The organism is Marinobacter sp. LM1 (assembly GCF_042763285.1).
In the GTDB taxonomy this organism is placed as follows: Bacteria; Pseudomonadota; Gammaproteobacteria; order Pseudomonadales; family Oleiphilaceae; genus Marinobacter; species Marinobacter nauticus.
The window spans coordinates 318506-335438 of sequence record NZ_CP114373.1 but is presented as its reverse complement, the minus strand read 5'-3'; the positions used below and the strand labels follow the sequence as shown (position 1 = coordinate 335438).

Sequence of the window (16933 nt, the reverse complement as noted above, 5' to 3'; positions counted from 1 at the left end):
CGCAGTCTGCTTGATTTTTCACCGTGCTAGACTGCCTCGCCTCGGATTACTTCTCATTCACAAATCACAAGGCGTCTAGCCATGACTGCAATTGTTGATTTTCTCAACTCGATCCTCTGGGGCTATGTCCTCGTCTATGGCCTGCTTGCCGTCGGTGTATTCTTTACCATCCGTCTGGGCTTCCTTCAGTTCGTCAATTTCGGCGAAATGGTCCGCGCCATCCGTGGCTCCCGGGAAAGCGATGTACACGGGATTTCTCCGTTCCAGGCCCTGTGCACCAGCCTGGCTTCCCGGGTGGGTACCGGTAACCTTGCCGGGGTTGCGGTTGCCCTGTACCTGGGCGGCGCCGGTGCCATTTTCTGGATGTGGATGGTAGCCCTCGTCGGTATGGCCACCGGTTACGCTGAAAGCACTCTGGCCCAGCTGTACAAGGTTCGCGACGGCAAGGGCCAGTACCGGGGAGGCCCGGCGGTGTACATTGCCAAAGGCCTGAAAGCGCCCTGGGCCGCGGCCATTTTCGCGGTCTGCCTGATTATCTCCTTCGGCCTGGTTTTCAACGCCGTACAGGCCAACTCCATTGCCGATGCCATGCAGGGCGCCTTTGGTGCGCCCAAGCTGGGTGTCGGCGTGGTCATCGCGGCTTTTGCCGGCATTGTCATCTTTGGCGGTCTGCGCAAGATCGTTCGCTTCGCTGAGTTTGTCGTGCCGTTCATGGCCGGCGCCTACGTACTCCTGGCGCTGGGCGTGATGGCCCTGAACATTACCGAAGTCCCGGGCATTCTGGCGCTGATCGTAAAAAGTGCTTTTGGCCTGGAAGAGGCCGCCGGCGGCGCGGCAGGCTCCGTTACCGCTGCCATGCTGAATGGCATCAAACGCGGCCTGTTCTCCAACGAAGCCGGTATGGGCTCGGCACCCAACATTGCCGCGACCGCAACCCCGGCTCCGCACCATCCCTCTTCACAGGGTCTGGTTCAGGCATTCGGTGTCTTTATCGATACCATCATTGTCTGTACGGCGACCGCCGTGATGATCCTGTTGGCAGGCGTTCTGGAGCCGGGTTCCGGTGTGACCGGCACCCAGTTGACCCAACAGGCCATGGAAGTACACCTGGGTGAGTTCGGGGGCTACTTTATCGCCATCGCGATTCTGTTCTTCGCCTTCACCTCCATTGTCGCCAACTACACCTACGCCGAGAACGCTTTGATCTACCTGCGCGGTGGCAACACTCTGGGCTTGACCCTGTTGCGGCTCGCTGCGCTGGGCATGGTGATCTGGGGTGGCTACGAAGCGGTGGTCACGGTATTCAATGCGGCGGACGCATCCATGGGGCTGATGGCCACCATCAACCTGATTGCTATCGTTCTGTTGTCCGGCACGGTTGTGAAACTGACCAAAGACTACCTGGCTCAGCGCAAGGAAGGCCTGGTGCCGCACTTCAAGTCCAAGGACTATCCTGAGCTGCACGAAAAGATCGACAGCAATATCTGGCATTGATGTCAGAGCGTGGCCGCAACTACTCGGTTGCGGCCCGCTTCCTTGGCCTGATAGAGCGCCTTGTCGGCGGCCCGGAACAGCTCGTCATACTCCGCGCAGTTTTCCGGCCAGCAGGCAATACCGGCTGAAATGGTCAGGCTGCCCAGGTTTTCATTCCGATGCTCCACCTGCTCGGCTGCAATGGCCGCCCGCAACTGCTCGGCCCGCTGACGGGCTTCCTCAAGGGATGCCCCCGGCATCAGCACCGCAAACTCCTCACCGCCGTAACGACATACGGTATCACTGCCGCGAAAGTAGGTACCGAGCACGTCACCGACCATTCTTAGCGCCTGATCGCCGGCCTCGTGGCCGTGGCAGTCATTGAACTGTTTGAAGTGGTCGATATCGAAGATCAGCAGGCAAAGCGGCCTGTCGGATCTGGCCGACACTTCCCGCTCATGGCGAAAGAGTTCATCAAAGTAGCGACGATTTTTCAGGCCGGTCAGACTGTCCTCATAGGAGAATCGTTGCAATTCAGCCCGCAAGGCCAGACCAGACAAGGTAATGCCAATTTTCTCAACCGACTGGTATACCCAGGCAATCACCCGTGCGATGCCATAGTCTTTCACCACTGGCGGCAGATCCGGGCGCTCCAGCATCAACACCCCTTCAGGCCGATTGCCGGAGCGGGCAGACTCTACCCGCAGGAAGAAACACATTTGAGCCGGTAAATCGTAGCTACGCACCGGCAGTACGGTTTCAGTCAGGGCAGAAAGATTCGACCCCAGTGACGCCGGGAACACGTCCTCCGGGGCGCTGCCCCAGTGAACCACGCGGTCGTAATGCCCATCGACGCCTCTTCGATAAAAGCAACCGGTCATGGGCAGGTAGAGTTCCGGCATGGCTCTTAACAGGGGCTCGAAGGCTTCCTCAATGCCGGCGCAATCCTGCAGGGCAGCAATGACATCCGCCAGCTTCTGGCTTTTCTTGCTTTCCAGTGCCAGCAACCGGGCCCGGGCAACTTCCCTTTCTGCCAGTGACTCAGCGCGGGCGGTGCGCTCCTGAACCTTCTGTTCCAGCCGGATGTTCAGTTGCTGGAGCTCTTTCTGGGTCTTGCCGTAGTGCCAGACCGAAATGCTGACCACCGCCAGCGAGAAACCCAGCGCGCCCCAGCTCACCGGCACCCGGCCCCAGGGCAGGAACCCGTGAGCAACGGCCATATCGACGATCAGCAGCACGGCCAGCACACCACAGGCCACCACCAGCACCTGCTGCTCCCGGAACAGCACGCAGAAGCGAGGCAATACAGCCCCAGCCATCAACACCAGGGAGACCAGAAGCAACACATCAAACACCGGGAAGGTCGACGAAAGGTCGACCGCGCCGACCAACGCCAGGGCCAGGGCGCTCACCGCCAATCCAAGATGAATCCACACCAGCCAGCTGATCAGCGCCGGGCGCGCAGCGCCCAGCCATTGCCGCAACAACAAGGCCAACGCCATAGGAATCAGGTAGTAAGAGCCGGCCGCGAGGTAGTCCCACAACAAAGGTTTGTAAGCAATCAACAAGCTCGCCTGGCTCTCAGCCAACAGCATCACCGAGGTCAGGAATGAAAACAGAGCAATGCTGGCGAAACTGCGCTGGCCCCTTTGGATTACGGCGAACACCAGAGCCAGAAAAGCTATCAGAGCCGACAATGCCGAGACTACCAGTTCCTCAGCAGCTCCCCCGAGGAGGTATACCGTCAGATCGGCATGATCGGTAATCCCGACCTCCCCCCATAACCCTATGTCGGTGTAATTCGAGAATATCCGGAAATAGAGCGTCTCTCCCTGATAATCCTCGGGTAGCCGTATTTCATGCCAGGGCCATCCCTCAAAACGGCCCCTTCCCTCTTGGTCAAAGGTGCCATATTGATAGAGCAATTCACCCCGAAACCAGGCCTGCACAATGATGTCGACGCTATAAACATAAAGGACAGGCTGGTACCAGCTACCTTCCGGCAATTGCACCCTGAACCAGGCATGCTCACGACCATCGCGGCCAGGAGGGTTCGATGGAAAACCAATGTCGTGCCAGTGTTGTGGAGAGTCTTCAAGGATCCACAATGGCGTGCCATCAGGCAAAAACGGGGAATCTCCCCAGCGATACTGCCACCCTTCATCCACCGGCTGGATAGCGGCAAATCCAGGCTGGGACAGACAGACCCCGAGGGCGATGATCACCAGCAGAAATCTGATGCGACAAGTGGACGCGTGCAAAGCAGAACCCGCTTTCAGGAGTGATCGTTCCAGTATAAACCGTAAACGCCAGATACAGAACTTTCTCAACTTTTTTGTCGGAGGGTAAACAGCGCAAGCAACGCAGACACCAGCATCAGAAACAGCGCCACCGCGTTCAACACCGGCGTTGAGCCTTCCCGCAGACGATTGAACAGGGCCACGGTGAGCGGGGTATCACTACCGGTGAGCATGACCGTGGTATTGAAGTTCTCGAAGGACATCAAAAACGCCATTGCCGCGGCCCCGAGGATGGAGGGAAGCAGCCACGGCAGGGTAACCGTGAACCACGCCACAAGCGGCGTGGCACCCAGATTGAGGGCAGCCTCTTCCAGCTGTCGGTCGAATTTGCGCAGCCTGGCCGCAATCACCAGAGTAGCCAGGGTGGTAATGAAGGTGACCTGCCCCATCACCACCAATGTCAGCCCCGGCCGAAACAAGTCCAGCTCGATACCCCACAAGCGGGAGACATCGTTGGCCATGCCACTGTAGAACACCAGAATGGATACCCCGAGAATCACGCCCGGAATCACCAGCGGCAGCAGCATCAACAGATACAGCAGCTCCTTGCCACGAAACTCCACCCGCTCGAACAATACTGCATTCACGCAGCCAAGCCCCACACTGACCAGCGTCACCCAGAACGCAATTTTGGTACTGACCCAGAGCGCACTGAGCAATCCGTCGTCGTGAAACAACCCGGTACGCCCGTCGGTTCCGTCGGCCAGATACCAGTCCAGGGTAAAACCCTGCCACGGTAATGACGGGAACGGCGAGTCGTTGAATGCGAACACGGCCGTCACCAGCAAAGGCAACGCCAGGTACAGGAAGAAGGCCAACAGATAGCTCAGGTAAAGGGCATCAAACAACCGGGAACGGGGTACAGAACGGATCATGACATCACCCCATAACCTTGCGCAGGGATTGGCCGGTCAGCTTCAGGCCCAGCCAGACCAGCAGCGACGACAATACCAGTAGCAAGACCCCCAAAGCCGCCCCCTGCTCCCAGTTAAACCGGGTGATGAACTGGGTGAAAATCTGCTGGGTAAACCAGGCACTGTCTTTGCCCCCCATCAGAATCGGCGTGAGGTAACTGCCCAGGGTGAGCATGAACACCACAATACAGCCGGAAACAATGCCCGGCATGGCCCAGGGAATCACCACCTCACGCAGCACGGTAGCGTGGCCGCCGCCCAGATCGTAGCCGGCCTCAACCAGGTTCTCGTCCATGCCGTCAAGCGTGGTCACCAGCGGCACCACCATAAACAGCAGGCCGTTGTAGACCAGGCCGATGATCACCGCGACATCGTTGTAGAGCATCTCCACCGGGCCATCCACCCAGCCCAGCGCCTGCAGCCAGGAACTGAACAGGCCGCTCTCCCGCAACAGGATCATCCAGCCGTAAGTACGCACCAACTCGCTGGCCCAGAACGGGATCAGGCAAGCCAGGAATAGAATACCCTTGCTCCTCCCTCGGGCCAGGCGGGCAATGTACCAGGCAATGGGAAAGGCAATCAGCAGGGTGAGGAAGGTGGTGAACAGGGACATGAGCCCGGTACGCACGAAGGTACGCCAGTAGTAGGATTCACTGAAGAAATTCTGGTACTGCTCCAGCCCCCAGGCCAGGGTATCCCAGCTTTCCCGTACCTGGAACGACACCCGCAACATCTGCAGATGGGGCACCAGCACCAATAGCACTATCCAGAGCAGGAAAGGCGCCAGTAACAGCCACAGCGAGAAACGGCTAACCGAGCTATTCACTGGTGCGCAGCTCCAAATACCCGGGCCAGGTCCGGATCCCACGACAGCTCAAGGTGGCCGTCCTGCGTCAGCGCCGGCGCCGAGCCGTCCTGGGGGAGTCGTGCAAATAGTGCCTGGCCATTGCTTTCGACTTCAACCCGGCTGTTGGCGCCATCAAACAGCGTGGTCCGGACTCGGGTCTGCAGTGAGGAGGAACCCGCGACCGCAGCCGTTTGCGAAAACGACAATGATTCCGGCCGAATGTACAATTCTGCCTGGGCACCAGGTGCCAGGCCCGCCGATGCAGCCCGACCGCGTACCACCGCACCATCGCTCAGACGAACAGCCGCCACATCATCGGCCACGGACACCACCGTCCCCGCCAGGCGATTGTTGTCGCCGACAAACCCCGCGACAAACGGCGTTGCCGGCTGCCGGTAAAGCTCCTCCGGCGGCGCCACCTGCTCGAAGCGGCCATTTTTCATCACCGCCACCTGATCCGACATCACCATGGCTTCGGACTGGTCATGGGTGATGTACACAAAGGTGGTGCCAAATTGCTTTTGCAGGTGTTTGAGCTCCACCTTCATCTGCTCCCGAAGTTTCAGATCCAGGGCACCGAGAGGCTCATCCAGCAACAACAAGGTGGGTTCGAGCACCAGGCAGCGGGCCAGGGCCACGCGCTGGCGCTGGCCACCCGACAATTCCTGGGGATTGCGATTCTCCAGTTCCGGCAGCCCCACCTGTTCCAGCACCCGTGCAATCCGCTTGCGGCGCTCGGCCGCGGGCACCTTCTTGCGTTTCAGGCCATAGCCAATGTTGTCACCGACGGACATGGTGGGGAACAGCGCCAGGTGCTGGAACACCATGTTCACCGGGCGCTTGTTAGGCGGCACCTCATTCATGCGCTGGCCGCGAATGAAGATATCCCCTTCATCCGGCTTGTCGAAGCCTGCCAGCAGCCGCAGCAGGGTGGTCTTGCCACACCCCGACGGCCCCAGAATGGAAAAAAAGGTGCCCGCAGGAACATCCAGCGACACATGGTCCACCGCCGCGTTATTACCAAAGCGGCGGACCAGTCCGCTGCAGGACAGGTCAGACTCTGTTGCCATAAGGATCAGTTGGCTGCCTGGACGCGATCCAGCACCTGCCCTTCCATGGCTTCCAGCCCCGGCGGTACCGGCGGATACCATTTGATGTTGTTGATGGCTTCTTCATCGAAGCTCAGGCGATAGGCATCCCGCAGCTCAGCGCTCACAAACTCATCGGCGCCTTTGGAGGCCGTGAAGTTGCCGGAGGCATTGGTGATTTTGGCCGCAATTTCCGGCTGCATCACAAAGTTGATCCACTTGTAGGCGGCTTCTTCGTTCTCGCTGCGGCGCGGGATGGCAAAGGTATCAATCCAGCCCAGGGCTCCGGATTCCGGCGCCACAAAGCGGATGTCCGGGTTCTCCGCATTCAGCTTCCAGCCGCCGGCATCCCAGGCCATGGCAGCGGTCACTTCTCCGGTACGAAGCAGCGACAGCAGTTGGTCGCCACCGGTCCAGTAGGTTTTCACGTTGTCTTTGCAGTCGATCAGTTTGTCTTCCACTTTCGCCAGGATGGACTGGTACTCGTCCCGGTCTTCATAGGCCGCAAATGGATCCATGCCCATGGCGAAGGCAAAGCCGATCAGCGTCGGCCGCTTCAGGCGGTAACTCACTTTGCCAGCCACTGCCGGGTCACACAGGTCGGTGTAATCGGTAACGGTGTCCGCGACGGAACTGTGCACAATCAGGCCACTGGTCCCCCAGACCGAGGGCACACCGTAAGATTGACCATCCAGAGCCGTCGACTCCTGAGTCGCCTTCACCATCGACGCCTGCAACTGGCCGGTATTGATGCGGCTATAATCAATGGGCTTGTAGATGTTGAACTGGCGCTGTACGCCCACGATACGATCCTGGCTCGGCTGGGCCAGATCAAAACCGGCGCCGCCGGTGGCCCGAAGCTTGGAGATCATGTCCTCGTTGTTGGACAAGGTGATCTTTACATCAATTCCGGTTTCTTCCTCGAACTGGGCGACCACCTCATCCGGGGCGTAGCCTCCCCAGGTAATCAGGCGAAGTTCTTCCGCCAACAGGTTGCCGGAAGCTGTGGTTGCGGCCAGCAGGGTGGCCAGTGCTGATATCCGTGTCTTGCGCAGTGCCATGGTCGTTCATTCCCCTGAAACGGTGTTATGCGAACTCGCTAAGGTTTTGTTATCAGGAAGTTATAGACCATGTATTTCAGTTTAGTGAAACCTGGACAATAAAAAACGGAGGCCGAAGCCTCCGTTTTCCAGGTTCATGATGCTCTTCCGGTTACTGACCGGACTTCAACATTTCCCAGTATTTGGCATACACCTGCAGCGCCTCGTCGCCAATGTCGGTCTGGAACTCGGCATTGATCATGTCGGTGGCGTTGGGGTAGCTGGCCCGGTCGTTCGCAACGGCGTCATCCAGCAGATCCCGGGCCGCCAGGTTGGGTGTGGCGTAGCCGATCTCTTCGCTGATCAGGGCCGAGATTTCCGGCTGCAGCACAAAGCTGATGAACTGGTGAGCGGCTTCCGGGTTCTTGGCGTTCTTGGGAATCACGAAGCTGTCCAGCCAGGCGATGATGCCTTCTTCCGGATACACGTATTCCAGGGAATCCAGAGTATCGCGGCCCATGACGGCTTCGCCGTTCCAGATCATGCCCACGTCGGTTTCACCTTCCAGGTACGGCATGCGGGGGGCATCCGAATTGAAGGTGCGCACAGAGGGCATCAGCTCGGTCAGCTTCTCGTAGGCTTCCTCGATTTCCTTCGGGTCAGTGCTGTTACCGGAGTAACCCAGCACCCGCAGGCCAACGTGGAACACTTCACGCATGTCGTTGGTCAGCATGACCCGGCCTTCAAAGCGCTCATCCCACAGGTCCGCCCAGGCTGTCACTTCGCCTTCCACATCGGCGGTGTCCACGGCAATGCCGGTAGTACCCCACAGGTATGGCACGCTGTACTGGTTGTCCGGGTCGATATCCAGGTTCACCAGTTCCGGGTCCAGCTGGTCAAAGCCTTCGATCTTGCTGCGATCGATGGGCATCAGCAGGTCTTCCTGCCGCATCTTGCTCACGTAGTAGGTGGAGGGCACGGCCAGGTCGTAGGCGGCGCTCTCATCCAGCAGTTTCAGCCGGGCATACATGGCTTCGTTGCTGTCGTAGGTGGTGTAGACCACCTGGATACCAGTTTCCTCAGTAAAGCGATCCAGAACTTCCTGGGGCATGTACTCAGACCAGTTGTACAGGTTCAGAACCTTGGGCTCCTCAGAACCACTGCAGCCAGTCAGGCCCACCGCCAGCAGGCCGGCCAGTGCCAGTTTCTTCATCGTTTGCTCCTTAACAGTATCCATTGAGACAAGATCAACATGACCAGTGAGAATACCAGTAGCAGGGTGCCAAGGGCATTCACTTCGGGCTTCAGGCCCACCCGCACCATGGAATAGATGCGCAACGGCAGAATTTCATAACTCGGGCCACTGACAAACGTACTGACCACCACGTCGTCCAGTGACAGTGTAAACCCCAGCAGCCAGCCCGCCAGCAGGGCCGGCATGATCACCGGAATCAGGACCGTGCGGGTCATGGTGAAATCGTTGGCGCCCAGATCCCGGGCCGCCTCCGGCAGGCGTTCGTCAAACCCGCTGAGCCGAGCCATCACGGTGATGACCACAAACGGCAGGCAGAAGGTAACGTGAGCCAGCAACAGGGATACATACCCCAGCTGCAGCCCCACCAGCAGAAACAGCGCCAGCAGCGAAATCGCCAGGACAATTTCCGGCGACATCATCACTACAAACAGCATGCCATTGAGAACTTTCTTGCCCCGGAACCGGTATCGGTGCAGTGCCAGTGCGGTGAGCGCGCCGATCAACGTCGACACAGTGGCCGCGGAGAGCGCCAGCCAAAGGGAATTCCACATGGCCTGCACCATGGCCCGGTTGTTCAACAGGGCTTCGTACCAGCGCAGGCTCAGGCCACCCCATTCGTAACCGGTGCGGGAATCGTTGAAGGAGAATACCACCAGTACCACGATAGGCACGTAAAGCAGCAGATACACCAGCGTCAGGTAGGTGCGGGGCAGCCAGCGATTCATACACAGTCCTCCCCGATCCGCCGTTTACTCAGGCGGTGGGCGAACATCAGGAACGCCATGGCCAGGGTCAGCAGGATGCTGGCAGCGGCACCAAAGGGCCAGTTGCGGGCATCCAGAAACTGGTTCTTGATGACGTTACCCACCAGCAGGTTGCGGGAACCGCCCAGAATATCAGGCACAAAGAACAACCCCATGGCCGGCAACAGCACCAGCATGATGCCCGCCAGCACCCCCGGCAGGGTCAGCGGCACGATCACATGGATAAACGTGGACAGGCGCCCCGCGCCCAGATCGTGCGACGCCCTCAGGTAGTCCTCCCGCAGGTCTTCAAACACCGAGTAGAGCGGCAGGATCATGAACGGCAACAACAGATACACCAGCCCGATAATCACGGCTCCTTCGGTATACAGCAGCTGCATGGGCTCCTCGATCACCCCGAGCGACATCAGCGCGTTGTTGAGCAGGCCATTGGTGGCCAGGATCAACTTCAGGGCGTAGGTTCGCACCAGGGAATTGGTCCAGAACGGCACGATAAGCAGGAAGATCAGCAGCACCTGATTGCGTTTGCCGACCTTGGACAACGCCCACGCAAACGGGTAGCCGATCAGCAGACACACCAGCGTCGTCATGGCCGCCATATACAGGGAGTGCAGGAACACTTCCAGGTACAGCGGATTGAGCAGTTGCCGGTAGGCATCCAGGGTCAGCGGCAGCGAAATGAAGGAGCCCGGGTCCCGGGTCATTACACTGGCACCGACCACCAGCAGGTTGGGGGTCAGCACCAGAAACAGCAACCAGCCCCAAACCAGCACCAGCACCGCCGTACGGAACGGCTGCTGTGTCAGGCTACGCATCGGTGCCTTCTTCCTCTGGCAGAGCTTCCGGCTCTGTGGGTAACAGCCATTCCCAGCCATCAACCCAGCTCACTTTGACCGGCTCGCCAAGGCGATAGTCGAAGGTAGGGTCGTCTTCGTCGAAGAATTCCGACGCCAGCACCTCGGTGCCATCCTCAAGATGAATCACCGAATCCAGGGTACTGCCCTTGTAGTTACGCTCTACAATCTTGCCAGCCACACCATCCTCATCGTCCGGCGCCAGTACCCGGATATCCTCGGGGCGCAACAGCACATGCAGAGACTGGCCACCGGAGACCGGGAAATCCGGCTTGCGGAAGGTACGTTTCAGGCCGAACACATCCACGGTGATCGTGTCGTCGCCGTTGGCTTTGTCCACCCGGCCCGGGAAGAAGTTGGTTTCACCGACAAAGCGGGCGGTAAACAGGTTAGCCGGTCGCTCGTAGACTTCCCGCGGCGTCCCCAGTTGCTGGATCAGGCCATCTTTCAGCACCACCACCCGGTCAGACATGGACAGGGCTTCTTCCTGATCGTGGGTGACAAACACAAAGGTGATGCCCAGCTCCCGCTGCAGGCGTTTGAGCTCCACCTGCATGGTGCGGCGCAATTTGTAGTCCAGCGCCGACAACGGCTCATCCAGCAGCAGTACCTTCGGGCGCTTGACCACCGCACGGGCAATGGCCACCCGCTGTTGCTGGCCACCGGACAACTGATGCGGCTTGCGCCGGGCGAAGTCCTCAAGCTGGACCATGGCCAGGGCATCCTCGACCCGATCCCGGATTTCCTGCTTTGGCCGTTTCTCCATTTTCAGGCCATAGGCCACGTTGTCGAAGACCGACATGTGAGGAAACAGCGCGTAGTTCTGGAAGACCGTGTTCAGCGGCCGGTGTTCCGGCGGGGTGTGAGTCAAGTCCTGATCGCCCAGCGCGATGGTGCCGTCATCCGGATGCTCGAAACCCGCCATCATCCGCAACAAGGTGGTCTTGCCGCAACCGGAAGGTCCCAGGAGGGTAATGAACTCGCCGTCAAAAATGTCCAGATTCAGTGAATCCAGCACTTTTTTGCCGTCGAACTGTTTGGTGAGATTGCTCAGAGATAGCAGTGTCTGTTTCATCGGCCCTGCCCAAAGTTTGAGCGGCGTATTTTTCCAGAAACAGACGCAAACAAAAAGGGGCGTCGGGATATTCCCTGACCACGCCCCTCCTGTTTTCCAGCCTTATCAGGCCCGATTGTCACGCAGCGTTTTTACTGCTCCGCGACACTGTTCAGATACGCCTTGTCCGAAATATTGGTCCAGGGGCGCACCTGCTTAAGGTATTCACGCTGTGAGGTGATGATTTCGTTCGCCAGTTCGTCTTTCTCGGCAAATTCATCCAACAGGCGATTGGTGGTTTCTCGCAGGGCAGTAATAACTTCCGGTGGAAACACCTTGTGGGTCACATCCGGGTATTCCTGCTTCATCTTCTCCCACGCCACACCGCTTTCGTGGGTGCTCTGGATATACATGTCATACGCTGCGGTACGCATGGAGACCCGCAGGATGGCCTGCAGATCAGCCGGCAGCTTGTCCCAGGTTTTCTTGTTGATCAGGAACTGCACTTCGGCATTGGGCTCCTGCCAGCCGGAGTAGTAATACTTGGCAATCTGATGAAAGCCCATCTGCAGATCCAGCGCCGGGCCAACCCATTCAACGGCATCGATGGTGTTGCGCTCAAGCGCGGTATACAGCTCGCCCGGCGGCAGGTTGGTGACCGCCACGCCCACTTCCGACATAACCTCGCCGGCAAAGCCGGGGGTGCGCATTTTCAGGCCTTTCAGGTCCTCCAGAGACTTGATCTCTTTCCGGAACCAGCCACCCATCTGATTGGCCGTGTTGCCACCCGGGAAGGACAGCAGCCCGAAGGGTTCATATACCTTCTGCATCAACTCCATGCCGTCGTCGTGGTAGAACCAGGCATACATCTCCGGTGCAATCATGCCGAAGGGTATGGTGGTGAAGTACATGGCGTTGGGAATGGTGCCCTTGTAGTAATAAGAGGCGGTGTGGCCCATGTCGTACTGGCCGTTACGGACCAGATCGAAAATACCGAAAGGGGCCTTGTGCTTGTTGGAGGAATCAATCCGGATCTTCAGGCGGCCGCCCGACATTTCCTCGGCCATGGCCGCCATGTTGCGGGGCGCATCCCCCAGCAGGCCAGAATTGGGACCCCAGGTTTCCGCGAGACGCAGGGTATAGGTTTCTTCAGAGACCGCGAAAGGACTGGCCAGCAGGCCAAGAGTGCTGACCGCCGCCAGCAGGGTTTTACGCAGGGACATAGTGTTGGCTTCCATTGTTATCGATTTTTGATTCAAACATGCCGGAATGAACCATCATAACGACGAAAGCCGACCGCGCCAATGTGGCGGGCCGGCTTTCTTATGAGGGTAATCAGACCTTGAACTGGCCAACCAGCTCGCGCAGATTCTCCCCCAGCCGGGCCAGTTCGTGGCTGGCCTCATTGGTCTGGGTCACGCCGGTGTCACTGCGCTGGGCCGCGTCGACAATCCGCACCACGTTCTGATTGATCTCTTCTGCCACCTGGCTCTGCTGTTCAGCGGCCGTCGCAATCTGAGTCACCTGATCGTGGATCTGGGTCACTGACGTCACGATGGTGTTCAGTGCACTGGTGGCGTGATTGATGCGCTCAACGGTCGCTTCTGAACTCTTGCGGGAGTTGTTCATGCGCTCCACCGAAGCTTTGGACTCCGCCACAAAGCCATCAATCATTTCCCGGATCTGATCAGCCGATTCCGCTGACCGCTTGGCCAGCTGGCGCACTTCGTCGGCAACCACCGAGAAGCCGCGACCGTGCTCGCCGGCCCGGGCTGCCTCAATGGCAGCGTTCAGGGCCAGCAGGTTGGTCTGCTCGGTAACCGCGTGAATCACATCCAGCACCTGCTGAATATCGTTCGACTTCTCGGCCAGGGCATTGATGCTGCGGGCGGTATCTTCCATTTCCTGGGACAGCTGATTGACCGCGCCCTGGGCACTGTTGATGGTCTCGCCACCCTCTTTGGCCATGCGGTCCGCATCGGAAGCTGCGCCTTCCACCTCATTGGCGTTGCCGGAAATCTGCTGAATCGTTGCCGCCATTTCGTTGATGGCCGAAGCAATCTGGTCGGTTTCTGAACCCTGTTCCTGAACCGATTGACGGGTTTCATTCGCCACCCTGCTGAGTTCTTCAGCTGCCGACGCCACCTGGTCGGTGGTTGAGCCGACCTCACGGATGGTGTCCTGAATCTTGATGACAAAATGGTTGAAGCGGCGACCCAGAACGGCCAGCTCATCTTTACCATCTTCCGGCAGGCGCTGGCGCAGGTCGCCCTCTCCGTCGGCAATCTCCCGCATCATGTCGCTGACCTTGTTCAGCGGCGCAGTCACGGTGCGGCCAATGACCAACCCGATTACCAGTGAAATCACCACCACCACAATGGTCAGCAGTAAAATGAAGCCCATAGCAGATGTCATGGTTGCATCAATTTCTTGCCGGGCAGCGGCCACCGCTCTCTGAACATCGGTTACATACACGCCGGAACCTATCATCCAGTCCCAGCCCTGAATGATAGTGGAGTAGGAGACTTTCGGTTCCACCTGGCCGGTAGCAGGGTTGGTCCACTCATAAGGCATGAAGCCATCGTCACCTGCCGCGTCAAACAACCCGCGAACCAGCTTTTGGGTGTTCGGATTGGTAGTCGGGCCTTCCTTGGAGGGGTCCGGTGCATAGGCGAGATTGAACAGACTGCGATCGTAGGCGAAGACATAGTTATTCTGACCGAACTTGATTGACCGCAACCGCTCTCGCGCCTCTTCCTGCGTCTCCTGCTCCGAAAAACCGGGAGTGGACTTGGCCTCAAGCACCACGGATTTCGCGGTTTCAACCAGATTTTTCAAACCTTCCTTGCGCGCTTCCAACAGTTCCTGCTCGAGGCGTTGCAACTCTGCCTCTCCATTGGCCCGGATCTGGTTCGCCGTAATCCATGCAATTGTTCCAGCCGTAATCAGTACAGGCACCAATACACCAATCAGAAGCCGTGTTCTGATGGTCAGGTTGCTCATGAAGGTCATGGTCTTCGCTCCGGGGTCATTTCTTGTAATCCTTTGATTATGCACAAACGCAGCCCGCACTCCGTTGCAGTTTGTTAAAAGCTGTATACCAAACGCAGGTCAGGAACAGGTTTTTATGTAAACAAGCCCGTCATATCAGCGTCATACGTCTAAATACGTATCGGCCGTCATGTAAACGACTTGAGGCTGTGTCAGACTAAGGTCTGAACATTCAGCTCATGAGCAAGCATGCATGAAACGGCTTTTTCTTATCCGCCACGCCAAATCGAGCTGGAACGACGACAGCCTCTGCGACCAGGAACGCCCACTGAATGACAGAGGCCAAAGCCAGCTTGCGCCGCTCGCGCGGGCAATGAAATGCCTGGGCGCGCTGTCCGGTGCCATTTATGCAAGCCCCGCTGTGCGAGCCCAGCAAACGCTGGCAGGTGCACTCAGCGTCAACGACCAGCCGGCCCATGTCCGCACCGAAGATGAGCTTTACACCTTCGACTTCCGGCGTCTATTACGCTGGCTGCAGAATCTGGATAACGCTCAGAACCGCATCACCCTCATCGGCCACAACCCGGCATTACTCGAACTGGCCGCCTTTCTGGTACCCCAGGCTCCGTTCGAATTGCCAACCGCCAGTATCCTGGAGATCCGGCTGCCGGTAAGGCACTGGAAGAAAGTGGACAAAAACAAGGGTGCACTGGAAACCTTCCTGACGCCTCGTGATTTCAGTTACAACGAATTCCGGCGCAAGAACCGAAAAGCCAGTCCCGGCGCCACTGATCTGGACCAGAACACACTCCCGGAGGTTTTGCAGCAGCTGAACAATCAGTTGGAACTGCTGACCCCGGGGGTCATTCTGGGGCTGGATGACGAATTTCTGCACCAGTACCGCATTGCCCTTCGCCGCAGCCGGGCCATTGCCGAACCCCTGGCCGAGATTACCGGCGATCGCCAACTACAGGAGCATATTCGCGAACTGAAGCGACATGCCCGTGCCACCAGCGCCCTGCGGGATCTGCACGTATTTCTTCAGGATATCCCCGAGCTGTGCCACGACAACCCACAACTCTGCACCACGCTGACCGACTCGGCGCGGCTCAGGGCATCTAAAGCACAACGCAAACTGGCCAAACGCCTTGGCCAGAAACGCTACCAGCAAAGCCTGTCGCGCTGGCGAGACTATATTGAGTCAAAATCTTTTCATAAGCTGGCTGCAAACCTGCGGAAAAAAGACATCCATGCCGCGACAAACCGGCGCATGAAGCAGTTCAACCGGAAAACCGCAGAACTGCTGCACACCGCTCCGGATGAAGCCCTGCACCAGCTGCGCAAGAACCTCAAGCGTATCCGCTATCTTCTGGAACTGGATGCCCGGTACAGCAAGCCATTCCGGAAAGAGCTACGCCAGCGACAGGATCTGTACGGCCGTTTCCAGGATCTGCATGTCCAGATCGAGCTGACCCGGCGATTCCTCGCCGACCATCCGGAGTGCGACGGGGTGTCACTGACTGGCAAACTTGAGCAAGAGAAAGCCAATACCCGCAGGCAAATACTGGCTATGGGAGGGCTGAACGTCTGAGGCCTCAAGAAGAAGGTTCGGGCCGAGCTTGGCCACCCGGACCTGTTCCGGATTCAGACCCAGATCTTCCAGCGTTTCATGGATGTCTTCGAGCGCATCCTCTTTGGGCGCCGCCAGCAACAGCTCCCGAACTGATTCCAGAACCATCTTCACAGGCACCGTCATGAAGTAGACCGAAATCACCAGCATCATTACCGGGTCGGCATACACGGCCAGCTCCGCCCAATGACTGCGTTCCAGCAGCCAGGCCGCGCCAAAACCAATCATTACGGCAGCGCTTAGGGCACTGTCCATCAGCCACTGGCGCTGTTCCGCCTGCACCAGCCCCGAACCATTGCGCAGAGTTGACCACCGTAGATACGCCCAGACCGCCAGGCACCCCACCACGTTCACCGCACCAAAGATCATTGCCATGTCCGCCGCCACGGCACGACCACCCTGAAGCAGCGACACCACCGCCGATACCAGCGACAAGATACACACCACCGCAATCACCAGACCTTTCACGGCGATCACCAAAGGCTCCACGGCCCCCATCCCGAATGGGTAATCGTCATTGGCCGGCCTGCGCACCAGACGGGCGGCATAGAGTGACAGGAGCGACAACCCGAGGCTGATCAGGGAATAGGCACCATCGAAGAGAATAACCAGGGAATCGACCCAAAGACCCCAGGTAATACCGGCGAGCGCAAACAGGCCCGCGCCCACTGCTGATAATGTCAGCGCCAGGTTTTCCCGCGCCAGAGAAGTAAACATTTTGAC

Annotated in this window: 14 protein-coding genes; 2 read left to right on the top strand and 12 right to left on the bottom strand. The window is 58.4% G+C overall.

The window, feature by feature from the left end; all coding sequences use genetic code 11:
- Positions 1-81 precede the first annotated feature (81 nt).
- A complete protein-coding gene (locus OZ656_RS01490; protein WP_153739835.1) occupies positions 82-1494 on the top strand; it encodes a sodium:alanine symporter family protein in 1413 nt (470 codons plus the stop codon).
- 2 nt (positions 1495-1496) lie between these two features.
- Here OZ656_RS01490 and OZ656_RS01485 read toward each other — a convergent pair whose 3' ends face one another.
- From OZ656_RS01485 to OZ656_RS01435, 11 genes are all read right to left on the bottom strand, one after another.
- A complete protein-coding gene (locus tag OZ656_RS01485; RefSeq protein WP_379944905.1) occupies positions 1497-3698 on the bottom strand; it encodes a diguanylate cyclase in 2202 nt (733 codons plus the stop codon).
- A gap of 101 nt (positions 3699-3799) precedes the next feature.
- On the bottom strand, positions 3800-4648 hold the full coding sequence (locus tag OZ656_RS01480; protein WP_011783901.1) for an ABC transporter permease: 849 nt from the start codon (positions 4646-4648) through the stop codon (positions 3800-3802).
- A 4-nt stretch (positions 4649-4652) separates the two neighbouring features.
- Positions 4653-5513: an ABC transporter permease gene (locus tag OZ656_RS01475; RefSeq protein WP_278349840.1), complete on the bottom strand. Its 861-nt coding sequence runs from the start codon at positions 5511-5513 to the stop codon at positions 4653-4655.
- Positions 5510-6604, bottom strand: a complete 1095-nt coding sequence (locus OZ656_RS01470) for an ABC transporter ATP-binding protein (RefSeq protein WP_278349839.1) — start codon at positions 6602-6604, stop codon at positions 5510-5512. Before OZ656_RS01470 ends, OZ656_RS01475 begins: the two co-directional genes overlap by 4 nt.
- Positions 6605-6609: 5 nt before the next feature.
- Positions 6610-7683 (bottom strand): extracellular solute-binding protein, encoded by a 1074-nt coding sequence (locus tag OZ656_RS01465; protein ID WP_278349838.1) that lies wholly within the window; start codon positions 7681-7683, stop codon positions 6610-6612.
- Between the two features lie 151 nt (positions 7684-7834).
- Entirely contained in the window at positions 7835-8875 is a 1041-nt protein-coding gene (locus OZ656_RS01460) for an extracellular solute-binding protein (RefSeq protein WP_153739830.1), read from the bottom strand.
- A complete protein-coding gene (gene potC, locus OZ656_RS01455; protein ID WP_011783896.1) occupies positions 8872-9642 on the bottom strand; it encodes a spermidine/putrescine ABC transporter permease PotC in 771 nt (256 codons plus the stop codon). Before potC ends, OZ656_RS01460 begins: the two co-directional genes overlap by 4 nt.
- Complete coding sequence (gene potB, locus OZ656_RS01450; RefSeq protein ID WP_379944904.1) at positions 9639-10496, bottom strand: spermidine/putrescine ABC transporter permease PotB; 858 nt, start codon at positions 10494-10496, stop codon at positions 9639-9641. Before potB ends, potC begins: the two co-directional genes overlap by 4 nt.
- Positions 10489-11610, bottom strand: coding sequence for a spermidine/putrescine ABC transporter ATP-binding protein PotA (gene potA, locus OZ656_RS01445; protein WP_153739829.1), 1122 nt, complete (start codon positions 11608-11610; stop codon positions 10489-10491). The genes potB and potA overlap by 8 nt, the downstream gene beginning before the upstream one ends.
- A gap of 131 nt (positions 11611-11741) precedes the next feature.
- Positions 11742-12812 (bottom strand): TRAP transporter substrate-binding protein, encoded by a 1071-nt coding sequence (locus tag OZ656_RS01440; RefSeq protein WP_197535988.1) that lies wholly within the window; start codon positions 12810-12812, stop codon positions 11742-11744.
- 112 nt (positions 12813-12924) lie between these two features.
- Positions 12925-14601 (bottom strand): methyl-accepting chemotaxis protein, encoded by a 1677-nt coding sequence (locus tag OZ656_RS01435; RefSeq protein WP_379944903.1) that lies wholly within the window; start codon positions 14599-14601, stop codon positions 12925-12927.
- 232 nt (positions 14602-14833) lie between these two features.
- Between OZ656_RS01435 and OZ656_RS01430 the strand changes: the two genes are divergently transcribed.
- A complete protein-coding gene (locus OZ656_RS01430; RefSeq protein ID WP_379944902.1) occupies positions 14834-16171 on the top strand; it encodes a CHAD domain-containing protein in 1338 nt (445 codons plus the stop codon).
- Here the strand turns inward: OZ656_RS01430 and OZ656_RS01425 are convergent.
- Positions 16094-16927, bottom strand: coding sequence for a cation diffusion facilitator family transporter (locus OZ656_RS01425; protein ID WP_228285611.1), 834 nt, complete (start codon positions 16925-16927; stop codon positions 16094-16096). The two genes, OZ656_RS01430 and OZ656_RS01425, sit on opposite strands and share 78 nt — an antisense overlap.
- Between the last annotated feature and the right edge of the window lie 6 nt (positions 16928-16933).

Coding starts and splice junctions, on each gene's coding strand:
- potC (WP_011783896.1), bottom strand. CDS start 9,642: ATGAATCGCTGGCTGCCCCGCACCTACCTGACGCTGGTGTATCTGCTG.
- OZ656_RS01430 (WP_379944902.1), top strand. CDS start 14,834: ATGAAACGGCTTTTTCTTATCCGCCACGCCAAATCGAGCTGGAACGAC.
- OZ656_RS01435 (WP_379944903.1), bottom strand. CDS start 14,601: ATGACCTTCATGAGCAACCTGACCATCAGAACACGGCTTCTGATTGGT.
- OZ656_RS01425 (WP_228285611.1), bottom strand. CDS start 16,927: ATGTTTACTTCTCTGGCGCGGGAAAACCTGGCGCTGACATTATCAGCA.
- potB (WP_379944904.1), bottom strand. CDS start 10,496: ATGCGTAGCCTGACACAGCAGCCGTTCCGTACGGCGGTGCTGGTGCTG.
- OZ656_RS01480 (WP_011783901.1), bottom strand. CDS start 4,648: ATGATCCGTTCTGTACCCCGTTCCCGGTTGTTTGATGCCCTTTACCTG.
- OZ656_RS01470 (WP_278349839.1), bottom strand. CDS start 6,604: ATGGCAACAGAGTCTGACCTGTCCTGCAGCGGACTGGTCCGCCGCTTT.
- OZ656_RS01460 (WP_153739830.1), bottom strand. CDS start 8,875: ATGAAGAAACTGGCACTGGCCGGCCTGCTGGCGGTGGGCCTGACTGGC.
- OZ656_RS01490 (WP_153739835.1), top strand. CDS start 82: ATGACTGCAATTGTTGATTTTCTCAACTCGATCCTCTGGGGCTATGTC.
- OZ656_RS01465 (WP_278349838.1), bottom strand. CDS start 7,683: ATGGCACTGCGCAAGACACGGATATCAGCACTGGCCACCCTGCTGGCC.
- OZ656_RS01440 (WP_197535988.1), bottom strand. CDS start 12,812: ATGTCCCTGCGTAAAACCCTGCTGGCGGCGGTCAGCACTCTTGGCCTG.
- potA (WP_153739829.1), bottom strand. CDS start 11,610: ATGAAACAGACACTGCTATCTCTGAGCAATCTCACCAAACAGTTCGAC.